The organism is Streptomyces sp. 63XJN7_1_ISO-PGPR-S23-121 (assembly GCF_056173025.1).
Genome location: NZ_CM149653.1, coordinates 3,946,112 through 3,962,206, shown reverse-complemented (window position 1 = coordinate 3,962,206; position 16,095 = coordinate 3,946,112). Strand labels below are relative to the sequence as shown.

The following is a 16,095-nucleotide window of genomic DNA, read 5'->3' as shown; positions in this document are numbered from 1 at the left end:
CCTGCGCACGAAGACGCCGACGTTCACGGTGTCGAGCGGCCGCAACTACCAGAACCACCTGCGGCTGTTCTGCGAGTACATCACCGATCCGTGCTACGGCTGGATGTCCGTCTGCCAGGATCGTTTCGGTGAGGTGCCGGTCCAGGTCCTGCACGAATGGAACACCGTCACCCACGTCAGCGAGTACGAGGGCGATCCGAGCCGACGACCGCTGACCTACGACGAGATCCAGGACCTGTTCGACGCCGCCGACGGGCGAGTTGAGGAGATCCGAAAGCGCGGCCGCAAGGGCGCGTTGACCGCGATGCGCGACTCCGCCCTGATCAAGACCTACTACGCCTACGGCATGCGGCGCCGGGAGAACGTCGGCCTCGACCTCGCCGACCTGCGGCGCAATCCGAAGGCCCCGCAGTACAGGCGCCACGGAGCGGTGTTCGTACGTTGGGGCAAATCCTCCAAGGGCAGCCCGCCCAAGCGCCGCACCATCTTCACCGTCCCCGAGATGGACTGGATCGTCGACGACCTCGACCACTACCTGACCGAGGTCCGACCCCGGTTCAACGTGGGCAAGCACCCCGCGATCTGGGTCACCGAACGCGCCGGGCGGCTATCACGTCGATCGGCGAACGAAGCCTTCGATGCCGCCAAGCAAGCCGCTGACCTGCCCGAAGAACTCGAATTGCACTGCCTGAGGCATTCCTATATCACACATTTGACCGAATTTGATTACCCGGAAAGATTCGTCCAGGACCAGGCTGGCCACGGCTATGCCAGCACCACGGCCCTCTACCGGCGTCTCGGACGAGTACCGCAACCGGCTGCTGCACAAGAAGTTGGGCCAGCGATTCCCGGCATCTGGGAGGACCCGAAGTGATCAAGAAGATGGGATACCGCTGGAACCTGCGCAAGCTCATGGCCGACCGGGAGATGTTCCAGACCACAGACCTGGTGCCGCTGCTGGCCGAACGGGGCGTCAACCTCTCGCGCGAGCAGGTCTTCCGCCTGGTCACGCAGCCGCCGCAGCGGATGTCGATGGACACCCTCGCGGCCCTGTGCGACATCCTCGACTGCCAGCCCAACGACCTCATCGAGATCCAGCGTCAACGAAGAGGTACGCAAGACCGCCGGCGGCGAGACGCCCGGCCCGCTCCCGGCCGTGCGCCGGACCTCGATCCGACGGCCGGAGGGACTGTGACCGCACCCTCGCCGACCGCCCCGTCGGTCGTCGCCCGGCTTGCCGCACAGGCGGTACGGATGGAAGCCGCCACGACGGCCGCCGTTGGCCAGGTCACTACGGCTCTGCCGACCCTCAGCACCGCCGACGCGAACGCGGCGTTGGAGGCGGCGGTGCCGATCCCTGTCCGTGGCGCCGCTCGGTTCCTGGAAGAGCTGGCCGATCACATGGCCACTCATCCTGACGCCCTGACCTCGGGCAGCTCCCTCTGCCCACCGGTTTTGCTGCGGCTGGCCGAGGTGCTGCACGAAGCCGGACATTCGGTCGTTCGCCCCGGATGCGCGCACTGCGGAAAGATCCGGTCTGACCTGCGGCAACTCCGACCCGAAGGGCGGGTCTGCGGTTCGTGCGACGCCCGAAGCCGCAAACGCGAAACCTGCGCACGGTGCCACCGTGACGGCCAGCGCGTCGTTGCCCGCCGCCCCGAGGGCCCGATCTGCCATCGTTGCTACCGCGCGGACCCCGCCACGTTCGAAGAGTGCGCCGACTGCGGTCAGCTCAGACACCCGGTGGTGCGACGGGCCGACGGCCGAGGGCTGTGCATCAAGTGCTGGAAACGCCCGATGCACACCTGCGTGAGCTGTGGAAAGACTGCAGCCGCTGCCCTCGTTGACGATAACGGCGCGCTCTGCCACCTCTGTTACAACCAGCACCGTCGGCCGCGGCGTGCGTGCGGTCGGTGCGGACAGCTCAAGCGCATCGCCCGCAATGCGCGCGACGGGCAGCCAGACCTCTGCGACGGCTGCTACCAGGGCCCCGAGGCAACCTGCTCGATCTGCAGCCGGGTCCGCCCCTGCGTTAGCCACGACCAGCAGGGACAGCCGGTCTGCGGCACCTGCTACCGGCGCACTCGCACCGGGGAACCGTGCGCCGGCTGCGGCCAGACCAAACCGGTCAACGCGCGATGGCCGATCGGGCCGGTCTGCCATGTCTGCTATACCGCCGTACTCCGGTCACCGGCCCAGTGCCCCCGCTGCGGCACGGTCCAGCCGCTGATCGCGCGAGACGACGACGGCGCCGAGGTCTGTGGACCCTGCGTCGGCTTCGCCGCCGACTACACCCGCCGCCAGTGCGGCCGGGCCGGCAACCCCCACAGCCGCGGCCGATGCGCGCACTGCGTCCTCACCGAGCGGGTCAACGCCCTGCTGGCCGGGCCGAACGGCACAGTCTCCCCACAGCTGGAACCGCTCGCGGCCGCGCTGGCGGACGCTCCCTCACCGTTCCGCGCCATCCAGTGGATCAAGGAGAGCCCAAACACCAAGCTCCTCGCACGGCTGGCGGCCGACGGGAACGAGCTCAGCCAACGAGCTGCTGGATGAGCTCCCGCCCAGCCGGAACCAGCGCTACATCCGCCAACTCCTGGTCCACACCGGCATCTTGGACGAGCGGAACGAGGACCTCGAACGCATTCCCGGCTGGCTGGAGCGCGAGCTCGCGGACAAGCCGGCCGCACACGCCAACCTCGCCCGCCCGTTCCTGCACTGGTTCCTGCTCCGACGCGCCCGCCAGCGGGCCGCCACCCGCCGCCATCCCGCCTCCGCCGACCGCGACCTGCGGCGCCGCGTCAGTGTCGCCCTGGACTTCCTGGCCTGGATGGACCAACGCGGCCTGGCCCTCGCCGATCTCGCCCAGGAGCACATCGACGACTGGATCGCCGGAGCCAGCAGCCAGCGACGCTACCTGATCCGCTACTTCCTGAAATGGACCACGAGCCGGCGGCTCACCCGCGAACTGACCGTCCCCTCCATCCCGAGCCAGGAGCCCCAGAACCTGCTCGACGAGGACGACCGGTGGCCGCTCGTCCAACGCTGCCTGACCGACGATGCCCTGCCCACGGACGTCCGCGCCGGTGGCGCGATCACCCTGCTCTTCGGTCCGTCCACCGAACGTCTCTGCCATCTGACGCCCGAGCACCTCAAGTTCGGCGACAAACACGCTCACCTGGTCCTGGGCCGTCACCCCGTCCTGCTACCGCCACGGCTCGCCGAGCTCCTTCGGCAACTTGCCGAACAACCCCAACTGCGACCGCAGCTCTCGCGAGCCCACCCAGGCCCTCGGTGGCTCTTCCCGGGCATGGTCCCGGGCAAGCCGATCTCGACGCACGGCATGACCCAGAAGCTGGGCCGCTACGGCATCCCGGTCCGCACCGCGCGCAACGCGGCGCTGGCCGCCCTCGCCGCTGATCTCCCCAGCCCGATTCTCGCCGACGTGACCGGGATGCACCGCCACACCGCACTCCGCTGGGTCGCCTACGCCCGACGCGACTGGGCCGAGTACCTCGCCGCCCGGGCTGCGGACAAATCGGGAGACGTCGTTCCAACCATCGACTACTGTGGTTGAACTCGCGGTGTCGTAGGGGCTGACGGCTCGTCGCCCGTGCGGTATCACGGGGGCATGCGGTATCCACAAGGGGGCGGACTGACCGTCGAACGGCAGCAGTTCCGCGAGGAGTTACGGCTCAAGGCGGCCGAGAGGTTCGCCCAGGGCGAGGCGAGCTCGGTGATCGCCAAGGACCTGCGGGTCAGCGTCCGCTCGGTGCAGCGATGGCGGCGGATGTGGGATGAGGGCGGTCCGCGGGCTCTGCGGTCACAGGGGCCGGCGTCGCTGCCGAGGCTGAGCCAGAAGCAGTTCGCCCAGCTGGAGGCGGAGCTGGCCAAGGGGCCGGCCGCGCACGGCTGGGAGGACCAACGCTGGACGCTCGCGCGGATCAAGACGGTGATCGGCCGGCGCTTCCACCTGACCTACACCATCCAGGGCGTGCGGAAACTGCTGGTGCGAGGCGGCTGGTCCTGCCAGGTCCCGGCCCGACGTGCCATGGAGCGGGACGACGACGCGGTGGCCGGATGGGTGAAGGAGGTGTGGCCCTGCGCGGAAGGCTCGCGGCGGCCCGTGGAGCCTGGCTCGTCTTCGAGGACGAGGCCGGATTCTCCATGACGCCGCCGCAGGCCAGGACCTGGTCCCAGCGCGGCCGGACCCCGGTGGTGCGGGTGCGGGGCCGTTCCCGCAGACGGGTGTCCATCGCCGCGCTGACCTGCTACAAACCCGGCCACCGGTCCCGGCTGATCTACCGGCCCCGCCGTGACGACGGCAACCGCGACGGCCGCAAGAGTTTCTCCTGGCGTGACTACCGGGACCTGCTGATCGCCGCCCACCAGCAACTCGGCGGCCCGATCGTGCTCGTCTGGGACAACCTCAACGTCCACAAGGCCGCCGACCTGCGGAAGTTCGCCGAAGCCCGGGACTGGCTGACCATCTACTACCTGCCGCCCTACGCACCCGACCTCAACCCCGTCGAAGGGATCTGGTCACTGCTGCGGCGCGGCTGGCTCTCCAACGTCGCCTTCCACACCCCTGAACACCTCGTTCAGCGCATCCGACGCGGCCTACGGCACATCCAGTACCGCAGCGACCTCATAGACGGCTGCCTTGCCGAGACCGGCCTGACCATCACGCCCACCTGAGCAACGGCACGACATCACGAGTTCAACCTCAGTAACCTCACGAGGTTTTTCTCTGCACCTTCAGGAGGCGACCATCTTGGCTCAGCCGTTCCCGCCTATCGAACCGTACGCGCACGGTCTCCTCGATGTCGGTGACGGCACCCAGATCTACTGGGAAACGAGCGGCAACCCCAATGGAAAGGCAGCGCTGTGCGTGCACGGCGGCCCCGGCAGCGGGGGCGCCGCGGCAGTCGAAAGATGTTCAATCTCGAGGTCTACCGGATCGTTCTGTCAGCTGTCAGCCTCGATTACAACACCACAGACCACCTCATCGCCCGTTATCTTCTTCGCCGTCCTGCAAGAGGGCCGCTGGCCCCCGGGGCCCGCCATGACTGTGTCCCCCTGTCGAAGGGATGGCCTGGAGGGTGGTGTCAACGGGCCCGGGGGTGCTGACGAAAGACGTAGCGGCACCCCCGACCAGTCCTCCGGGCTAGTCCACCGTGCGGACTCGGATGCCTCCCGCTTCACTGGAAGGGGCTCTTACACGCCCATGAGACGTATGTGACTCGGAGGCGTCAGAACATGCAGCTCCAGTTCAGGACGCAGAACGTTGCGTCGGCCCACGGTTTCCTGTCGATCGCCGAGTGCCGCGATGTCGTCCGGGCCATGGAGGACGCGCCGCGGGAGCCGGCCCAGGTCGTACGCGCGGGCGAATCAATCCTGGACCAGTCGCTGCGCCTTTGCTTCGATCACCATATTCCCGAAGATTTCAAGCGGGCCGTCGGCGATCGCATGGCGTCCTATTTTGCCGACCACCGCATGGCATTCGACTCGGACGCGGACTACCTGTACGGCCCCTACTTCATGTCGTACGAGAAGGGCAGCTACTTCCGGGCGCATCGCGACGTCGCCAACCACAAGAACGACCCGCCCCGGCTGGCCGCGCACCGCTGGTCGCTCTTGCTCTACCTCAACGGACGCAACGCCGTCGATGCCCTGCCGACATTCGACGGCGGCGCGCTCACCATCTACGAAACCGACCCCCACCTTCGTGATCGCCGGGTGGTCATCGTGCCGGAGCCCGGGATGCTGTTGCTGTTCCGGTCCGCCTTGATGCACGAGGTGGCGACCGTACGCGAAGGCACGCGGTATGCGGCCGCGGGTTGGATGTCCAGTTCAAGTTCCCTGCCGCTCGGAGGTCAGCAATGAACCACCACGCCCCCGCCAACGAGTCGATCCGGATGCGGGTGACCAGGGATGTCGACCTCGAAACAAGGACCGCTCTTGCCACGTTCTGCCGCCGCAACCGGTTCCCGTACCTCTATTTCGAGGTCCTCGAACCCCTGTTGTCCCGGACCGACCTCGTGCTGGCGCTCGCCACGACAGAAAGACCGTGGCCGCCCAAGGGGATCGGGTCGCAAACGATCGAGGCCGTGGGCATCGCCATGATCGGCAGTGAGGATCAGGCCCATCTCACTCCGGTCCTGACCGACCGCAGGCATGCCACCAACATCGGTCTCGTCGGCGCCGTGACGAAGCAGCTGCTGGAGAATCTGCGCGATGCGAAGGTGCCGTCGGCCAGATACTTGGTCCGTCAGGGCGACCGCGCCCTCGAACGCGCCCTCCAACAGGCCGGGTTCGCCGAGGCCGATTTTCAGTCGTCCACTGACTTCGCCGAATACCTCGAATACTCTGCGGCGCCCGAGAAGGTCCTCGACACACTGAGCCTCGGCCGGCTGAGGCTTGGGGACCTCCTGACGCTCACCCTGGACGGCCAAGAGCTCGATCGCCTGAGCACCTATCACTTCGCGCTGGTTGCCGGATTGACGTCCTATCTGCAGGACTCGATCCGGTACGCTGCGCTGCTGCCCGGCCTGATCGACGCGGTCGCCACGTCTCCGATCGGGGGCGTGCCGCCCGGCACTCCCGGTCCTCCGGTGAGATGAACCGGGCGGCTCCGGTGACACCGAAGCGGCCGGCGACCTTATCGTTGATCATTTCGAGCCTGGACGAGGGCGCCGAGCTTCGTGAAACCCTGAGGTCCGTCTTCGCCGGATCGGTCGCCCCTGCCGAAACCGTCGTCGTCGACGACGGGGGCAGCGACGGCAGTTGTGCCGATCTGGAGCGGGACGAGTGGCGCGCGCGAGGCGTCACGGTGCACCACATCGAGCGCAGCGGCGTCGCGGCGGCGCGCAATGCGGGCGGCAGGCTCGCACAGGGCACATACCTGCTCTTCCTGGACGCCCACTGCCGCCTGGAACAGGACTGCCTCGCCCGACTGCAAGCCGCATTGATCGCCGAGCCCGACGCCATCCTCGCACCTGCCCTGTGCGACGTCGGCAGCACGGCGTACGGCTGCGGCGCCCGCCTGATCGATGCCGAACTGCGGGTGCGCTGGCTGCCACCCGGACCGGACGGCGCCTCGTACTCCGTGCCCATCGCACCAGGAGGCTGCCTCGCGCTGAGCAGGGCTACGTTCGACCACCTGAACGGCTTCGGCGTCTTTCGCGAACTCGGACTGGAGGACGTGGATTTCAGCCTGCGCGCATGGCGTGCGGGCATTGATGTCCTGGCCGTCCCGTCGGCACGCCTGACACACCGTTTCCGGCCAAACCCGCCCTACCGCCTGAGCTCCGCAAGCAGGTCCTACAACGTTGCACGTGTCGCGCTCGTCCACTTCAGCGGCTCTCGCCGTGCGGAATGCCTGCGCAGGATCATCGGCACGCCCAGGGCCGCTGAGGTACTGGTTGATGCGTTCGCTGGCGACTGGGAAGAACAGAGGGACATGCTCGCGGCGACCAGTCTGCGAAGCATTGAGGAGTTCTTCGAACTCTTCGGCGACTGGACATGACGGACCCCTGCACCGCCCGGCTGATCGACAAGGTCTTCGACGCGCTCGACAAGTGTCGAGCCCGCGGAAAGCCCCACACCCAGGCTCTTCTCCGCCTCGCCCGACACCGGGTCTGTGCTGTTCGCGATGCTTCGCGAACAGCACCTTCTACGAACACAGAACACCCTGCCTCACTTGACGAAAGACGATAGAGGCACCGCCGAGCGGGTCTCTGAGATCGTCATCCCCGGTGTCACCATGACCCGACCGGAGGAGACTGAGCTGTTTCAGCGCTGCGCTCCAGGGTGAGGATGGCGGCGGAGATTGACGACTTCGATTCAGGCTGCAGCGGGCCCTGCGGAAGATCCGCCATGACTGCAGTCGCGCGACGCCGCGCTCGACCGGTGCCCGTGCCGCAGACAGTGCGCGGTTGATGGTTTGCTGGGTTGGTGTGAGGCCGCGGCCCGGCGGGCGTCTGGGGGTGTCGTCAGCCACGGGCCAGCTCCCATGTAGGCGCGGTCGCGTACCAGGGTGCCGGCTCAACCGTCCGCACTCCCTACTACCGACACCACGAACTCCCACGCCACTACCAGCGGTTCAACCGCGTCCACGCACGCCTCCTCGCGCCCGGCGAACGCGCCTTCGCCCGGCTCAAGCAATGAGCCAGGGCCGAACACCGCGAACCTCCACCTACTGATCAACAACCAGACCGCCACCAAGACGGGCCGCGCCAGCAACCACTGGATCAGCGTGTCGATGTGCGGGCAGGACGCGACCCTGGAGAGGCCCCGCGTCGACCGGCAGCTCGAAGAGGCCATGATCCAGGGCCCTGCCCCCCTCCACCTCGCCGAGGGTTTCGGGCTGGACGAGAAGACGGCAATGCGCTACGCGGAGTCCGCACGGGCCCTACTGATGAAGGCCGCCGAAGCCGCACCCGCGAGTTGACCGCGAACCCACGGGTCCATCGCCCAGAATCGGGACACCGCACCCTCGGGTTCACGTTGAAGAATGAGCCTTTCCGATCGTGACCGGCTCGGGTGACGTGGTGGCCCGTGACGCAGGACGCGTCGGCCCCGCCCTGCTCCCACGAGCGCCGCCAGCGCCGCACCGACCGCGGTGTCACCCGCAGATCCCGCGCAACGGCCTCGGTCTTATCGCCACGTGGGAACCCAGGGCTTCGGCGTAGTCGGCCCTCGTCCTTTTTGATCACGTGAGGCCGAGAAGGTTGAGGGCGCGGGTTTGGTCCCGGGCTGTCCGGCGGAGGCCGGCGGCGATGTTGCGGACGCCGGCGAGGCGGAGGGCTCCGATCGCGAGGTTTCTGCAGGTCGCCATCGCCTGGGGTGCATTCCCGGTCCGCAACTGTGAGGCGTCCTCGGTGAAGGTGACGTCTCTGACGTGGTGCAGGGCCTCGACCGTCCAGTGCCCGCGGACCAGTTGGGCGAGCTGGGCGGGTGGGGCATGCTCGGCGGCGAGGCTGGTGACCGCGTAGACGGTCTTGAGACTGATCTTCCCCGTCTTGCGGTGGACGCGGCGGCGGACGATCTGGACGGCCTGGCGGGCACCGGGGAAGAGCAGGTTGTTGACCGTGCAGACTTTCAGCCTGCGGATCTCGGAGCGTCCGTGACCGGTCGTGCGTGTCCGGTCCTGGAGCGGTATCTGCTTCCAGGGAAGGGACTTCAACTGCGTGCGGAGCTTCTTCGTGTTGCGCTTCACGATCACGATGTAGTGGGCGTCCCGCCCGCGCAGATAGGTGGCGTGGTCGTACTGGGTGTGCATGGCGTCGCTGGTCACGACGGTGCCGGACAGGTCGTGCAGCGTGTCCAGGAGGGGCTGGAAACGCGTGATCTCGTTGGTCTTCTCACCGACGTCCATCTGCGCGAGGACCAGGCCGTTGGCGTGGTCGCAGGCGGCCAGGAGATGGATCTTCCGGCCCTTCGCGCGGGCGGCGCCCCGCAGCGACTTCCCGTCGACGGCCAGTCCCCGTAAACCGCCGCATCCTTCTGCCGGTCGGCGAGCCAGGCTCCGACGGCCCGGTCCAGGGCGTCCGTGTCGGTCCTGGCCAGGAGTCTGCGGATCGTTGATTCCGCAGGCCAGGAGCGCTTCGGGAAGAGTGGGTCGACGCGGATGCCGAGCCGCTCGAGGAGTTCCGCGGGGGCGTCGGCCACCCATTCACTCACGGCCAGCAGTGACCTCGCGCCGGCGAGGACCGCGCAGGCTGTCAGCGCCAGCACCGTGACCAGTGGATGCCGCACTCCGCGGGGATCACGTGGGTCGGGGACCTGCGCGAGGCGTTCCAGCAGGTCGGGGATCTCCCTGGATGTAGCTATCGAGTGGGGGCCAAGTTGGTCAAAGGCGGGAGGGATCAGAGATGATACGTCGACAGGCACGGGCTTCCCAGGATCACAGAGCGTAGAGAACTCCATGATCAAGGGCGTCCGTGCCTGTTTTGCATCGGACCCCGCCCAACCTGGTCATCCGTCAAGAAGCGGACGTCAGCCGACTACGCCGAAGCCCTGCGTGGGAACCGCCTGGCCGCTTCCAACCGCAGCCGCTCCCGCTTCTCCTGTTTCTTGGGCGTCGGCCCGCCCCCTTGCGCATACCGGATGATGACGTTGTACCGCAGCGATCATGAACCGTCACCGGCCCACGGACATCACGACTTCAACCTGAGTAACGAACTACCGGTACGTAGTGGTCCTGCCACGGACGTCGGTTGCGTTCGCCAGTCTCATTCCCACAGCCACGTTCTTCCCAATAGCGAGGCGCGCATAAGGGTCGTACGGTGAGAGGGAAGCAGGATTCATCACCTCCTGGGGGCTGGGCCGGTGACCTGACCATTTCATCGGTTGCCCCCGCACCTCTGCCCTGCGAGGAAGAATCATGCGCGAAGAATTCACCCTGCCACCGCCCTCGTTCTTCAGCGTCGAGGTCATCAATCTGGGTCCAGTCATCGATCCGCCATTCTCCGATGCCCGTGACTGGAGTGATTTTTTGCCTCCAGTGGAGACAACACCGGTCTACAGCGAGAACGTCGAGCCCAAACTCACGGAATCGGGAGCCCAGCAAGCAGTCAGCACCGCTCTCTCCGGGGAGTTGGCCGAGGAGCTAGCTGGAAAGCGTTACGAGGTCCTGGGGGTCGGGACGAAGTCCGTTGACCGGCAGACGCAGTATCCGCTCGTGGTCAGCTACAACTACACCGACGACATCGTCGTGGAGGCCACGGTGGATCTGGTCCGCTCCTCTGTACTTGACGTGCAGACGAAGCAGTACCAACCCTCGCTCGCTGCTTCCGAGCGTGACCGAGCCGTCGACATGGTCCGCCAGGACGGTCAACTCGCGGAGCACGGCGTCGACGTCGACACCGGAAGAGGACTCGCGGTCGAAGATGTGAACGTCCGGAGTCCTCAACACGGGCACAGGCTCGTCGACCTCAGGTTCGGTCCGGCTGACAGGCGGTTGCCCACAGCCTTCGCTCTGGTCGATCTGAGCAGCCAGGACGTCATCAGGACGGGAGCCTTCCCTCAGGAGGAGTCATCATGAGCAGCTCCGGCAGGATCAGCTGGCCCCCCGAGGCCCCGCTGTGGACCTTCCTGTGGGAGGTCGCAGACTTCGACAGTGAAGCCATTGCCTTCCGGGACGTGCACTTCCGGGGGAAAAAGGTATTGCACAAGGGAAGTCTTCCTATGATCCGAGTGCACTATGACTTCGTTGGGGGCAGCAGGCCTGGACCGTACAAGGACCCGCTGAGCGGATCGAACATGCAGGGGCCGGTCAAGGTCTACGAAGGAAATACTTCGGGCGTCAGATTTCTGGTGGTGGAGAGCTATCACCGGATCGGGATGTACCACATCGTCAACCGTTGGATCTTCCGGAGCGACGGCATCATTCTGCCGCAACTACACAGCGCCGGCCTCCAGCACAACGCCTCGCACCGGCACCACGTTTATTGGCGATTCGACTTCGACATCCTCGGTGCGTCTTCCAACCTGGCCTTGCAGCATATCCCCAACCTCGGGAATATCTGGGGTTATGGTCCGGGATGGATGCCTATCCTAAGGGAGAGGGGCACCCGGAGGGACGATCTGAACCCGGGATGGTCCTGGGAAGTGATGAACAAGCAGAACAACGTGGGCTACTTGATACACCCCGGCCCGAACGACGCCCTGTTCGACTTCTTCTCCACCGATGACGCGTCGGTGACCGCCTATCACGGGGAAGAAGACCTGAAGGGACGTCTCGGGACTCCCAATGACGATCAGATCTGGCTGCACATGAACAACACAGAGGACGTCGATGGGAAGGACGTCGTGTTCTGGTACACCGGACACCTCCACCACGACGCCCATGACAGCGGAGACGAATGGCACGTGTGTGGTCCGATTCTGCAGCCGGTCGGCTACTGATCCAGCGAGGGGGGCCGCAGATCCGAGGGCGATGTGGAGATAGTCGGCCGCTAGTTACATTGAGCCTTCCGATCGTGACCGGTTCGGGGGACGTGGTGGCCCGTGACGCAGGAAGCTCCTTGCCGTTGCAGAGGTGTCAACCAACCTGCATGGCAAGGAGCTTCGTGGTCACCTATCGTGCCACCCTCGACGTCCCCGACAACCTGGTTTCCTGGCTCGAGAACCTCATCGCCACCCGAAGGAGCGAACGCGGCAGTCGATGGAGGGCGCTGACCTCCTATGAGCAGGCCGTCATAACGCTGGTCTGGTTCGCCAAGGGCGACACCTTCGCGCAGCTCGGCGCGCACTTCAAGGTGTCCACCGACACCGCGTGGCGCTACGTCAACGAGACGCTGGAGGTCCTGGCCCCGAGCGCCCCGACGCTCGAGGAGGCCCTGGTCGCCGCGGGCGAGGAGCGCAGCCTGCTGCTGGACGGCACCCTCAGTGCCTGTTTTCAATCCTGAGCTGCGCATTTGCCCAGAGCAGGACTCGAGTAGGGACGGCTTGGGGTTACTCCGGCGACGACATCAGTGGTGTGCTGCGGGTGGCAGGGACGGGGCTCATACGGCCCAAAGTCCGGGTTCCGGGCTGGCTAGAGTGGCTGCTATGAGCGATCACTCCGGACCTCAGGCCGTGTCGCCCGCGCTGCTCGGCGCCGGTGGTGGCGACTGGCTTCCTGTCACCGCGGGTGAGTCGGGAGCCCGCGTCTTTCGCAGTGCGGATGCCACCCGGTATGCCAAGTGCGTACCTGCCGCGGATGCAGCCGATCTGAGGGCTGAGCAGGACCGGATCGCGTGGCTGAGCGGTCAGTGCGTACCAGGGCCGCAGGTTCTCGACTGGTATTCCGGTGATGCGGGCGCCTGCTTGGTAACAAGTGCCGTCTCCGGCATACCTGCTGATCAGGTGCGTGCTGATGATTTGTGGGCCTCCTGGGAGCGCATCGCGGATGCGGTCCGTCGGCTGCACGAGTTACCCGTGACGGAGTGTCCATTCCGCCGGGACCTGGACACCATGGTCGCCGTGGCGCGTGACGTCGTGGCCCGTGATGCCGTGAACCCAGAGTTTCTTCCCGTCGAGCAGCAGCACACGCCCGCCACGGAGCTGCTGGCCCGCGTCTCCCGGGAGGTCTCCCGGCGACGGGATCAGGAGATCGCCGACAAGGTCGTCTGCCACGGGGATCTGTGCCTGCCCAACATCATCCTCGATCCGCAAACCCTGGACGTGTCGGGCTTCATTGACCTGGGCCGCCTCGGACTGGCCGACCGCCACGCCGACCTGGCGCTGCTACTCGCCAATGCGCGAGAGACCTGGGTGGATGAGGAGCAGGCGCGGACCGCGGACGTGGCGTTCGCCAAGAGGTACGACATCTCCTTTGACCACGACCGCCTGCGCTTTTACCTCCATCTTGACCCGCTCACCTGGGGATAAGAGCTCTGTGCTGGCCATGACACGGCAGCCGGTGGGGCCACGGTGTTCTCCCAGCTCAGAGCTCGAACGGCAGGGTATGAGGGGTGAGGTCGGCTGGTCGACGGCTGGCCTCGTTGCGGATTGCCCGACGGAGCCGTACTGGTGGTGCGACGATGGGGCCGATTCAAGCGCCCGGTGACCTCTTGGCGGGACTGCTGACCGTCAGTGCCGAAACGATCAGTCGCGTTGGGCCTCGCGGGAGGCGGGCTGTCCGCTCCTGCGGGAGTTTCGGCGGGTGATGCGCCTGGTCATGAGGGTGATCGCGGCCCAGGTGATGAGCGATTCCGAGTGCTGGATGAGCCGTTCGTAGTCGCGCGCGTGCCGACGGGCATGCCTGATCCAGGCGTGTGAGCGTTCGACGACCCAGCGCCGGGGCAGGACGACGAAGCCGGGGGTGTCCTTCGGGCGGCTGACAGTCTTGATCGTCAGGTTCAGGTAGGTCTTCGCCCAGGTCACGAGCTGTCCGGCATAGGCGGAGTCGGCCCAGACGATGGTGATCTAGGGGTGCATCAGCCGCAGCCGGAACAGCACTTCCTTGGCCGCGTTGCGGTCGGTCATGTCGGCCGGGGTGACCATGACGAACAGCGGCAGACCCTTGGTGTCCACGACCAGGTGCCTTTTCCGGCCGTTGATTTTCTTGCCGGCGTCGTAACCGCGGGAGTCCTTACCGACGGTGTCGGCGGCCTTGATCGACTGGGAGTCGATGACGGTGGCGACCGCTCCGGGCGCCTTGCCCATCTCGCGGCGGATCCGTTTGCGGAGCTGGTCACGGATCTGTCCGATGACACCGGCCGCGGCCCAGCGGGCCATGAACCCGTAACACGTGCGCCAGGGCGGGAAGTCCTTGGGCAGGGCCCGCCACTTGCAGCCCGTGTCGACGACATAGCGGATCGCGTCGACGATCTCCCGGCGGGGGTGCTTCTCGGGTCTGCCGCCCGCCTTCGTTTCGCAGGCCGGCCTCGGTAACAGGGGCTCGATCAGGGTCCATTCGTCGTCCCAGGTGTCGGAGGGATAGCAGCGTCGCTGTGCCAATGTGTCCCTCCCCGAAGACGGTGCGGGACCGGCCGCTTCGCGGCCGGTCCCGCCGGTCAGGCGTCGGTGAAGTCGGCGATCACATCGAGCGTGGACTCGACCGAGTTGAGCTGGGTGTTCAGGTGCTTGATCCACCGGCCCTTGGGCTGGAGAGCGGCGTGCGGGGCGACGGTCCCGGTGATGAAGCGGCGGATCTCGGTGAGCTTGCCGCGGATGACCGCGACCTCGTAGGCCTGGAGTTCGGCGGGGTCGGCGCAGAACTTGTAGCCGTCCGGCCGGGTCCAGATCAGCGGCGGCCAGCCGCGTTCGGTGATGGTGTCCCGCAGGCAGGCCAGGCCCGAGCGGGTCTGGTGGGGCGACAGTTCGCTGGATCTGACCAGATGGACGAAAGTCAGACCGGCCGGACGTGCCTCGAACAGCACGAACCGGACGGTGTCGGCGTGTCGCTGAGCGGCTGCCGATCTGCGCTCGGAGGCGCGCGGCACGGTTACTCGCCTTGCAGGAGCTTGGCCAGTTCACCGTCGGCGTCGACCTTGCCAGTGTCAACGGCCGTCTCGATCCAGTCCAGCGTCGCCCTCACGCGGGCGACGTTCTCGTGCACGATCACGCGTTCGTCGTCGCCGAGCTGGCGGTCGCGCATGCCCGGGACGACCCGGCCGGCCGCGGCGACGAACGCGTGGCAGGCGGTGGCCAGGTCCAAGAACTCCACCGACCGGTCGATGCTGCGGATGGCCGGGGCGACGGGACTGGTGTCCTCGAAGTGCTCGCGGGCCTGCCGGCCCCGCTCGACCTGGGCGTGGTTGACCTGGTGGCGGGCGGTGTCGTCCGACATCGCCTTGAAGGCGACGTCCGGCCTGCGCAGCAGGCCGGTGGTCACCTCGGCGGCGACGTGCTCGTCACGGGTCAGTTCCTCGACGACCTTCACCTTGTCCGCCTTGGCGACGCGGGCCACGACCGCAGGGCGGCGCAGGAAGTCCGGGGCGACGGCCGCCGCGACCTGGTCCTCGCGGGTCAGTTCCTCCACCGCCCGAACCTTGTCCTCGTCCTTGACCTGCGCGACGACCGCCGGACGCCGCAGCAGGTCACCGGTGACGGTGGCGGCGACCTCCTCATCCTGGGCGAGGGTGTGAATCGCGCTGACCTTTTCCTGCGGGGTGACGGGCTTGACGACCTGCCGGCCGACCCTCCGGTTCGCCTCGTCCGGTGTCCAGCGGGACTTCCCCGCAGGCGGGGTCAGGATGGTGGCGAACCGTTCCTCGTCGTCGGCGATGGACGCCAGGATCTGGTGGACCGTGAACGACACTCCCGTCACCCGCCGGTCCTTCGGCCACTTCGACGCGGTCCACCGGGCCTTGTCCACCATCGCGTAGGACAGCCCGATGTCCTCGGCCAGGCGGAACAGCGACTCCCTGACCGTGAACAGCGCGTCGCTCCGCTCTTGACCGCCGGACTCACGCATCGGCTCCACTTCGAGCGCGTAGTCGCCGACCGTGAACTGGATCCGGCTGGCGGTCTCCACCAGCTTGCGCAGCTCGGCCACGATCTCCGCGTACCGGTTCGCGCTGACACTGCCGACCTTGTCGACGTCCTTGATCTCTTCGGGCATGGCATCCACCACCCACCGCGGGCCGGAGCACGGCCAGCGGCCGC

Annotated in this window: 14 protein-coding genes and 8 pseudogenes; 15 read left to right on the top strand and 7 right to left on the bottom strand. The window is 66.9% G+C overall.

From position 1 onward, the window contains the following. The first annotated feature begins 28 nt into the window (after positions 1-28). The 9 genes and pseudogenes from AC0VYN_RS17540 to AC0VYN_RS17500 form a co-directional block, all read left to right on the top strand. Positions 29-874, top strand: coding sequence for a tyrosine-type recombinase/integrase (locus AC0VYN_RS17540; protein ID WP_475531669.1), 846 nt, complete (start codon positions 29-31; stop codon positions 872-874). Next, positions 871-1,195, top strand: a pseudogene (locus AC0VYN_RS17535) (helix-turn-helix domain-containing protein). Before AC0VYN_RS17540 ends, AC0VYN_RS17535 begins: the two are co-directional and overlap by 4 nt. Further along, a complete protein-coding gene (locus AC0VYN_RS17530; RefSeq protein WP_475531668.1) occupies positions 1,192-2,553 on the top strand; it encodes a hypothetical protein in 1,362 nt (453 codons plus the stop codon). Before AC0VYN_RS17535 ends, AC0VYN_RS17530 begins: the two are co-directional and overlap by 4 nt. Positions 2,554-2,611: 58 nt before the next feature. Next, positions 2,612-3,574: a hypothetical protein gene (locus AC0VYN_RS17525; RefSeq protein ID WP_475531667.1), complete on the top strand. Its 963-nt coding sequence runs from the start codon at positions 2,612-2,614 to the stop codon at positions 3,572-3,574. Positions 3,575-3,628: 54 nt separating this feature from the next. Further along, positions 3,629-4,695, top strand: a protein-coding gene (locus AC0VYN_RS17520; RefSeq protein WP_475531666.1) for an IS630 family transposase whose coding sequence is annotated in 2 segments (ribosomal slippage) — positions 3,629-4,072 and positions 4,075-4,695 — 1,065 coding nt in all. Because the reading frame shifts where the segments join, the coding sequence is not laid out codon by codon here. Between the two features lie 561 nt (positions 4,696-5,256). Then, a complete protein-coding gene (locus tag AC0VYN_RS17515) occupies positions 5,257-5,883 on the top strand; it encodes a 2OG-Fe(II) oxygenase (RefSeq protein ID WP_475531665.1) in 627 nt (208 codons plus the stop codon). Then, positions 5,880-6,620: a hypothetical protein gene (locus AC0VYN_RS17510; RefSeq protein ID WP_475531664.1), complete on the top strand. Its 741-nt coding sequence runs from the start codon at positions 5,880-5,882 to the stop codon at positions 6,618-6,620. The genes AC0VYN_RS17515 and AC0VYN_RS17510 overlap by 4 nt, the downstream gene beginning before the upstream one ends. A gap of 14 nt (positions 6,621-6,634) precedes the next feature. Then, a complete protein-coding gene (locus tag AC0VYN_RS17505; protein ID WP_475531663.1) occupies positions 6,635-7,525 on the top strand; it encodes a glycosyltransferase family 2 protein in 891 nt (296 codons plus the stop codon). A gap of 47 nt (positions 7,526-7,572) precedes the next feature. Next, a pseudogene (locus tag AC0VYN_RS17500) lies at positions 7,573-7,703 on the top strand (IS110 family transposase); the annotation flags it as partial. A 54-nt stretch (positions 7,704-7,757) separates the two neighbouring features. Here AC0VYN_RS17500 and AC0VYN_RS17495 read toward each other — a convergent pair. Beyond that, positions 7,758-8,034 (bottom strand): annotated as a pseudogene (locus AC0VYN_RS17495) (transposase family protein); the annotation flags it as partial. Here AC0VYN_RS17495 and AC0VYN_RS17490 point away from each other — a divergent pair. Together AC0VYN_RS17490 and AC0VYN_RS17485 are read left to right on the top strand one after the other, a co-directional pair. Beyond that, positions 8,026-8,160, top strand: a pseudogene (locus AC0VYN_RS17490) (IS5/IS1182 family transposase); the annotation flags it as partial. The pseudogenes AC0VYN_RS17495 and AC0VYN_RS17490 overlap by 9 nt on opposite strands. Positions 8,161-8,260: 100 nt before the next feature. Further along, on the top strand, positions 8,261-8,449 hold the full coding sequence (locus AC0VYN_RS17485; RefSeq protein ID WP_475537061.1) for a hypothetical protein: 189 nt from the start codon (positions 8,261-8,263) through the stop codon (positions 8,447-8,449). A gap of 118 nt (positions 8,450-8,567) precedes the next feature. On the opposite strand, the pseudogene AC0VYN_RS17480 reads toward AC0VYN_RS17485, so the two are convergent. The 3 pseudogenes from AC0VYN_RS17480 to AC0VYN_RS17470 form a co-directional block, all read right to left on the bottom strand. Continuing rightward, positions 8,568-8,672, bottom strand: a pseudogene (locus AC0VYN_RS17480) (helix-turn-helix domain-containing protein); the annotation flags it as partial. A gap of 197 nt (positions 8,673-8,869) precedes the next feature. Further along, positions 8,870-9,673 (bottom strand): annotated as a pseudogene (locus AC0VYN_RS17475) (ISAs1 family transposase); the annotation flags it as partial. Continuing rightward, positions 9,577-9,927 (bottom strand): annotated as a pseudogene (locus tag AC0VYN_RS17470) (transposase family protein); the annotation flags it as partial. The pseudogenes AC0VYN_RS17475 and AC0VYN_RS17470, both read right to left, overlap by 97 nt. A gap of 457 nt (positions 9,928-10,384) precedes the next feature. On the opposite strand from AC0VYN_RS17470, the gene AC0VYN_RS17465 reads away from it, so the two are divergent. The 4 genes from AC0VYN_RS17465 to AC0VYN_RS17450 all read left to right on the top strand — a co-directional run bounded on the left by AC0VYN_RS17465 (position 10,385) and on the right by AC0VYN_RS17450 (position 13,374). Next, on the top strand, positions 10,385-11,044 hold the full coding sequence (locus tag AC0VYN_RS17465; protein WP_475531662.1) for a hypothetical protein: 660 nt from the start codon (positions 10,385-10,387) through the stop codon (positions 11,042-11,044). Further along, complete coding sequence (locus tag AC0VYN_RS17460; protein WP_475531661.1) at positions 11,041-11,907, top strand: hypothetical protein; 867 nt, start codon at positions 11,041-11,043, stop codon at positions 11,905-11,907. The genes AC0VYN_RS17465 and AC0VYN_RS17460 overlap by 4 nt, the downstream gene beginning before the upstream one ends. A gap of 164 nt (positions 11,908-12,071) precedes the next feature. Then, positions 12,072-12,410 carry a helix-turn-helix domain-containing protein gene (locus AC0VYN_RS17455; RefSeq protein ID WP_475531660.1) on the top strand — a complete coding sequence of 113 codons (339 nt, stop codon included), beginning with the start codon at positions 12,072-12,074 and terminating at the stop codon, positions 12,408-12,410. 142 nt (positions 12,411-12,552) lie between these two features. Further along, a complete protein-coding gene (locus tag AC0VYN_RS17450) occupies positions 12,553-13,374 on the top strand; it encodes an APH(3'') family aminoglycoside O-phosphotransferase (protein WP_475531659.1) in 822 nt (273 codons plus the stop codon). A gap of 259 nt (positions 13,375-13,633) precedes the next feature. Here the strand turns inward: AC0VYN_RS17450 and AC0VYN_RS17445 are convergent. The 3 genes and pseudogenes from AC0VYN_RS17445 to AC0VYN_RS17435 all read right to left on the bottom strand — a co-directional run. Beyond that, positions 13,634-14,445, bottom strand: a pseudogene (locus AC0VYN_RS17445) (IS5 family transposase); the annotation flags it as partial. A 56-nt stretch (positions 14,446-14,501) separates the two neighbouring features. Next, a complete protein-coding gene (locus AC0VYN_RS17440; RefSeq protein WP_475531658.1) occupies positions 14,502-14,930 on the bottom strand; it encodes a RacP protein in 429 nt (142 codons plus the stop codon). Positions 14,931-14,932: 2 nt separating this feature from the next. After that, positions 14,933-16,051: a DUF6192 family protein gene (locus AC0VYN_RS17435; protein WP_475531657.1), complete on the bottom strand. Its 1,119-nt coding sequence runs from the start codon at positions 16,049-16,051 to the stop codon at positions 14,933-14,935. Positions 16,052-16,095: the final 44 nt, after the last annotated feature.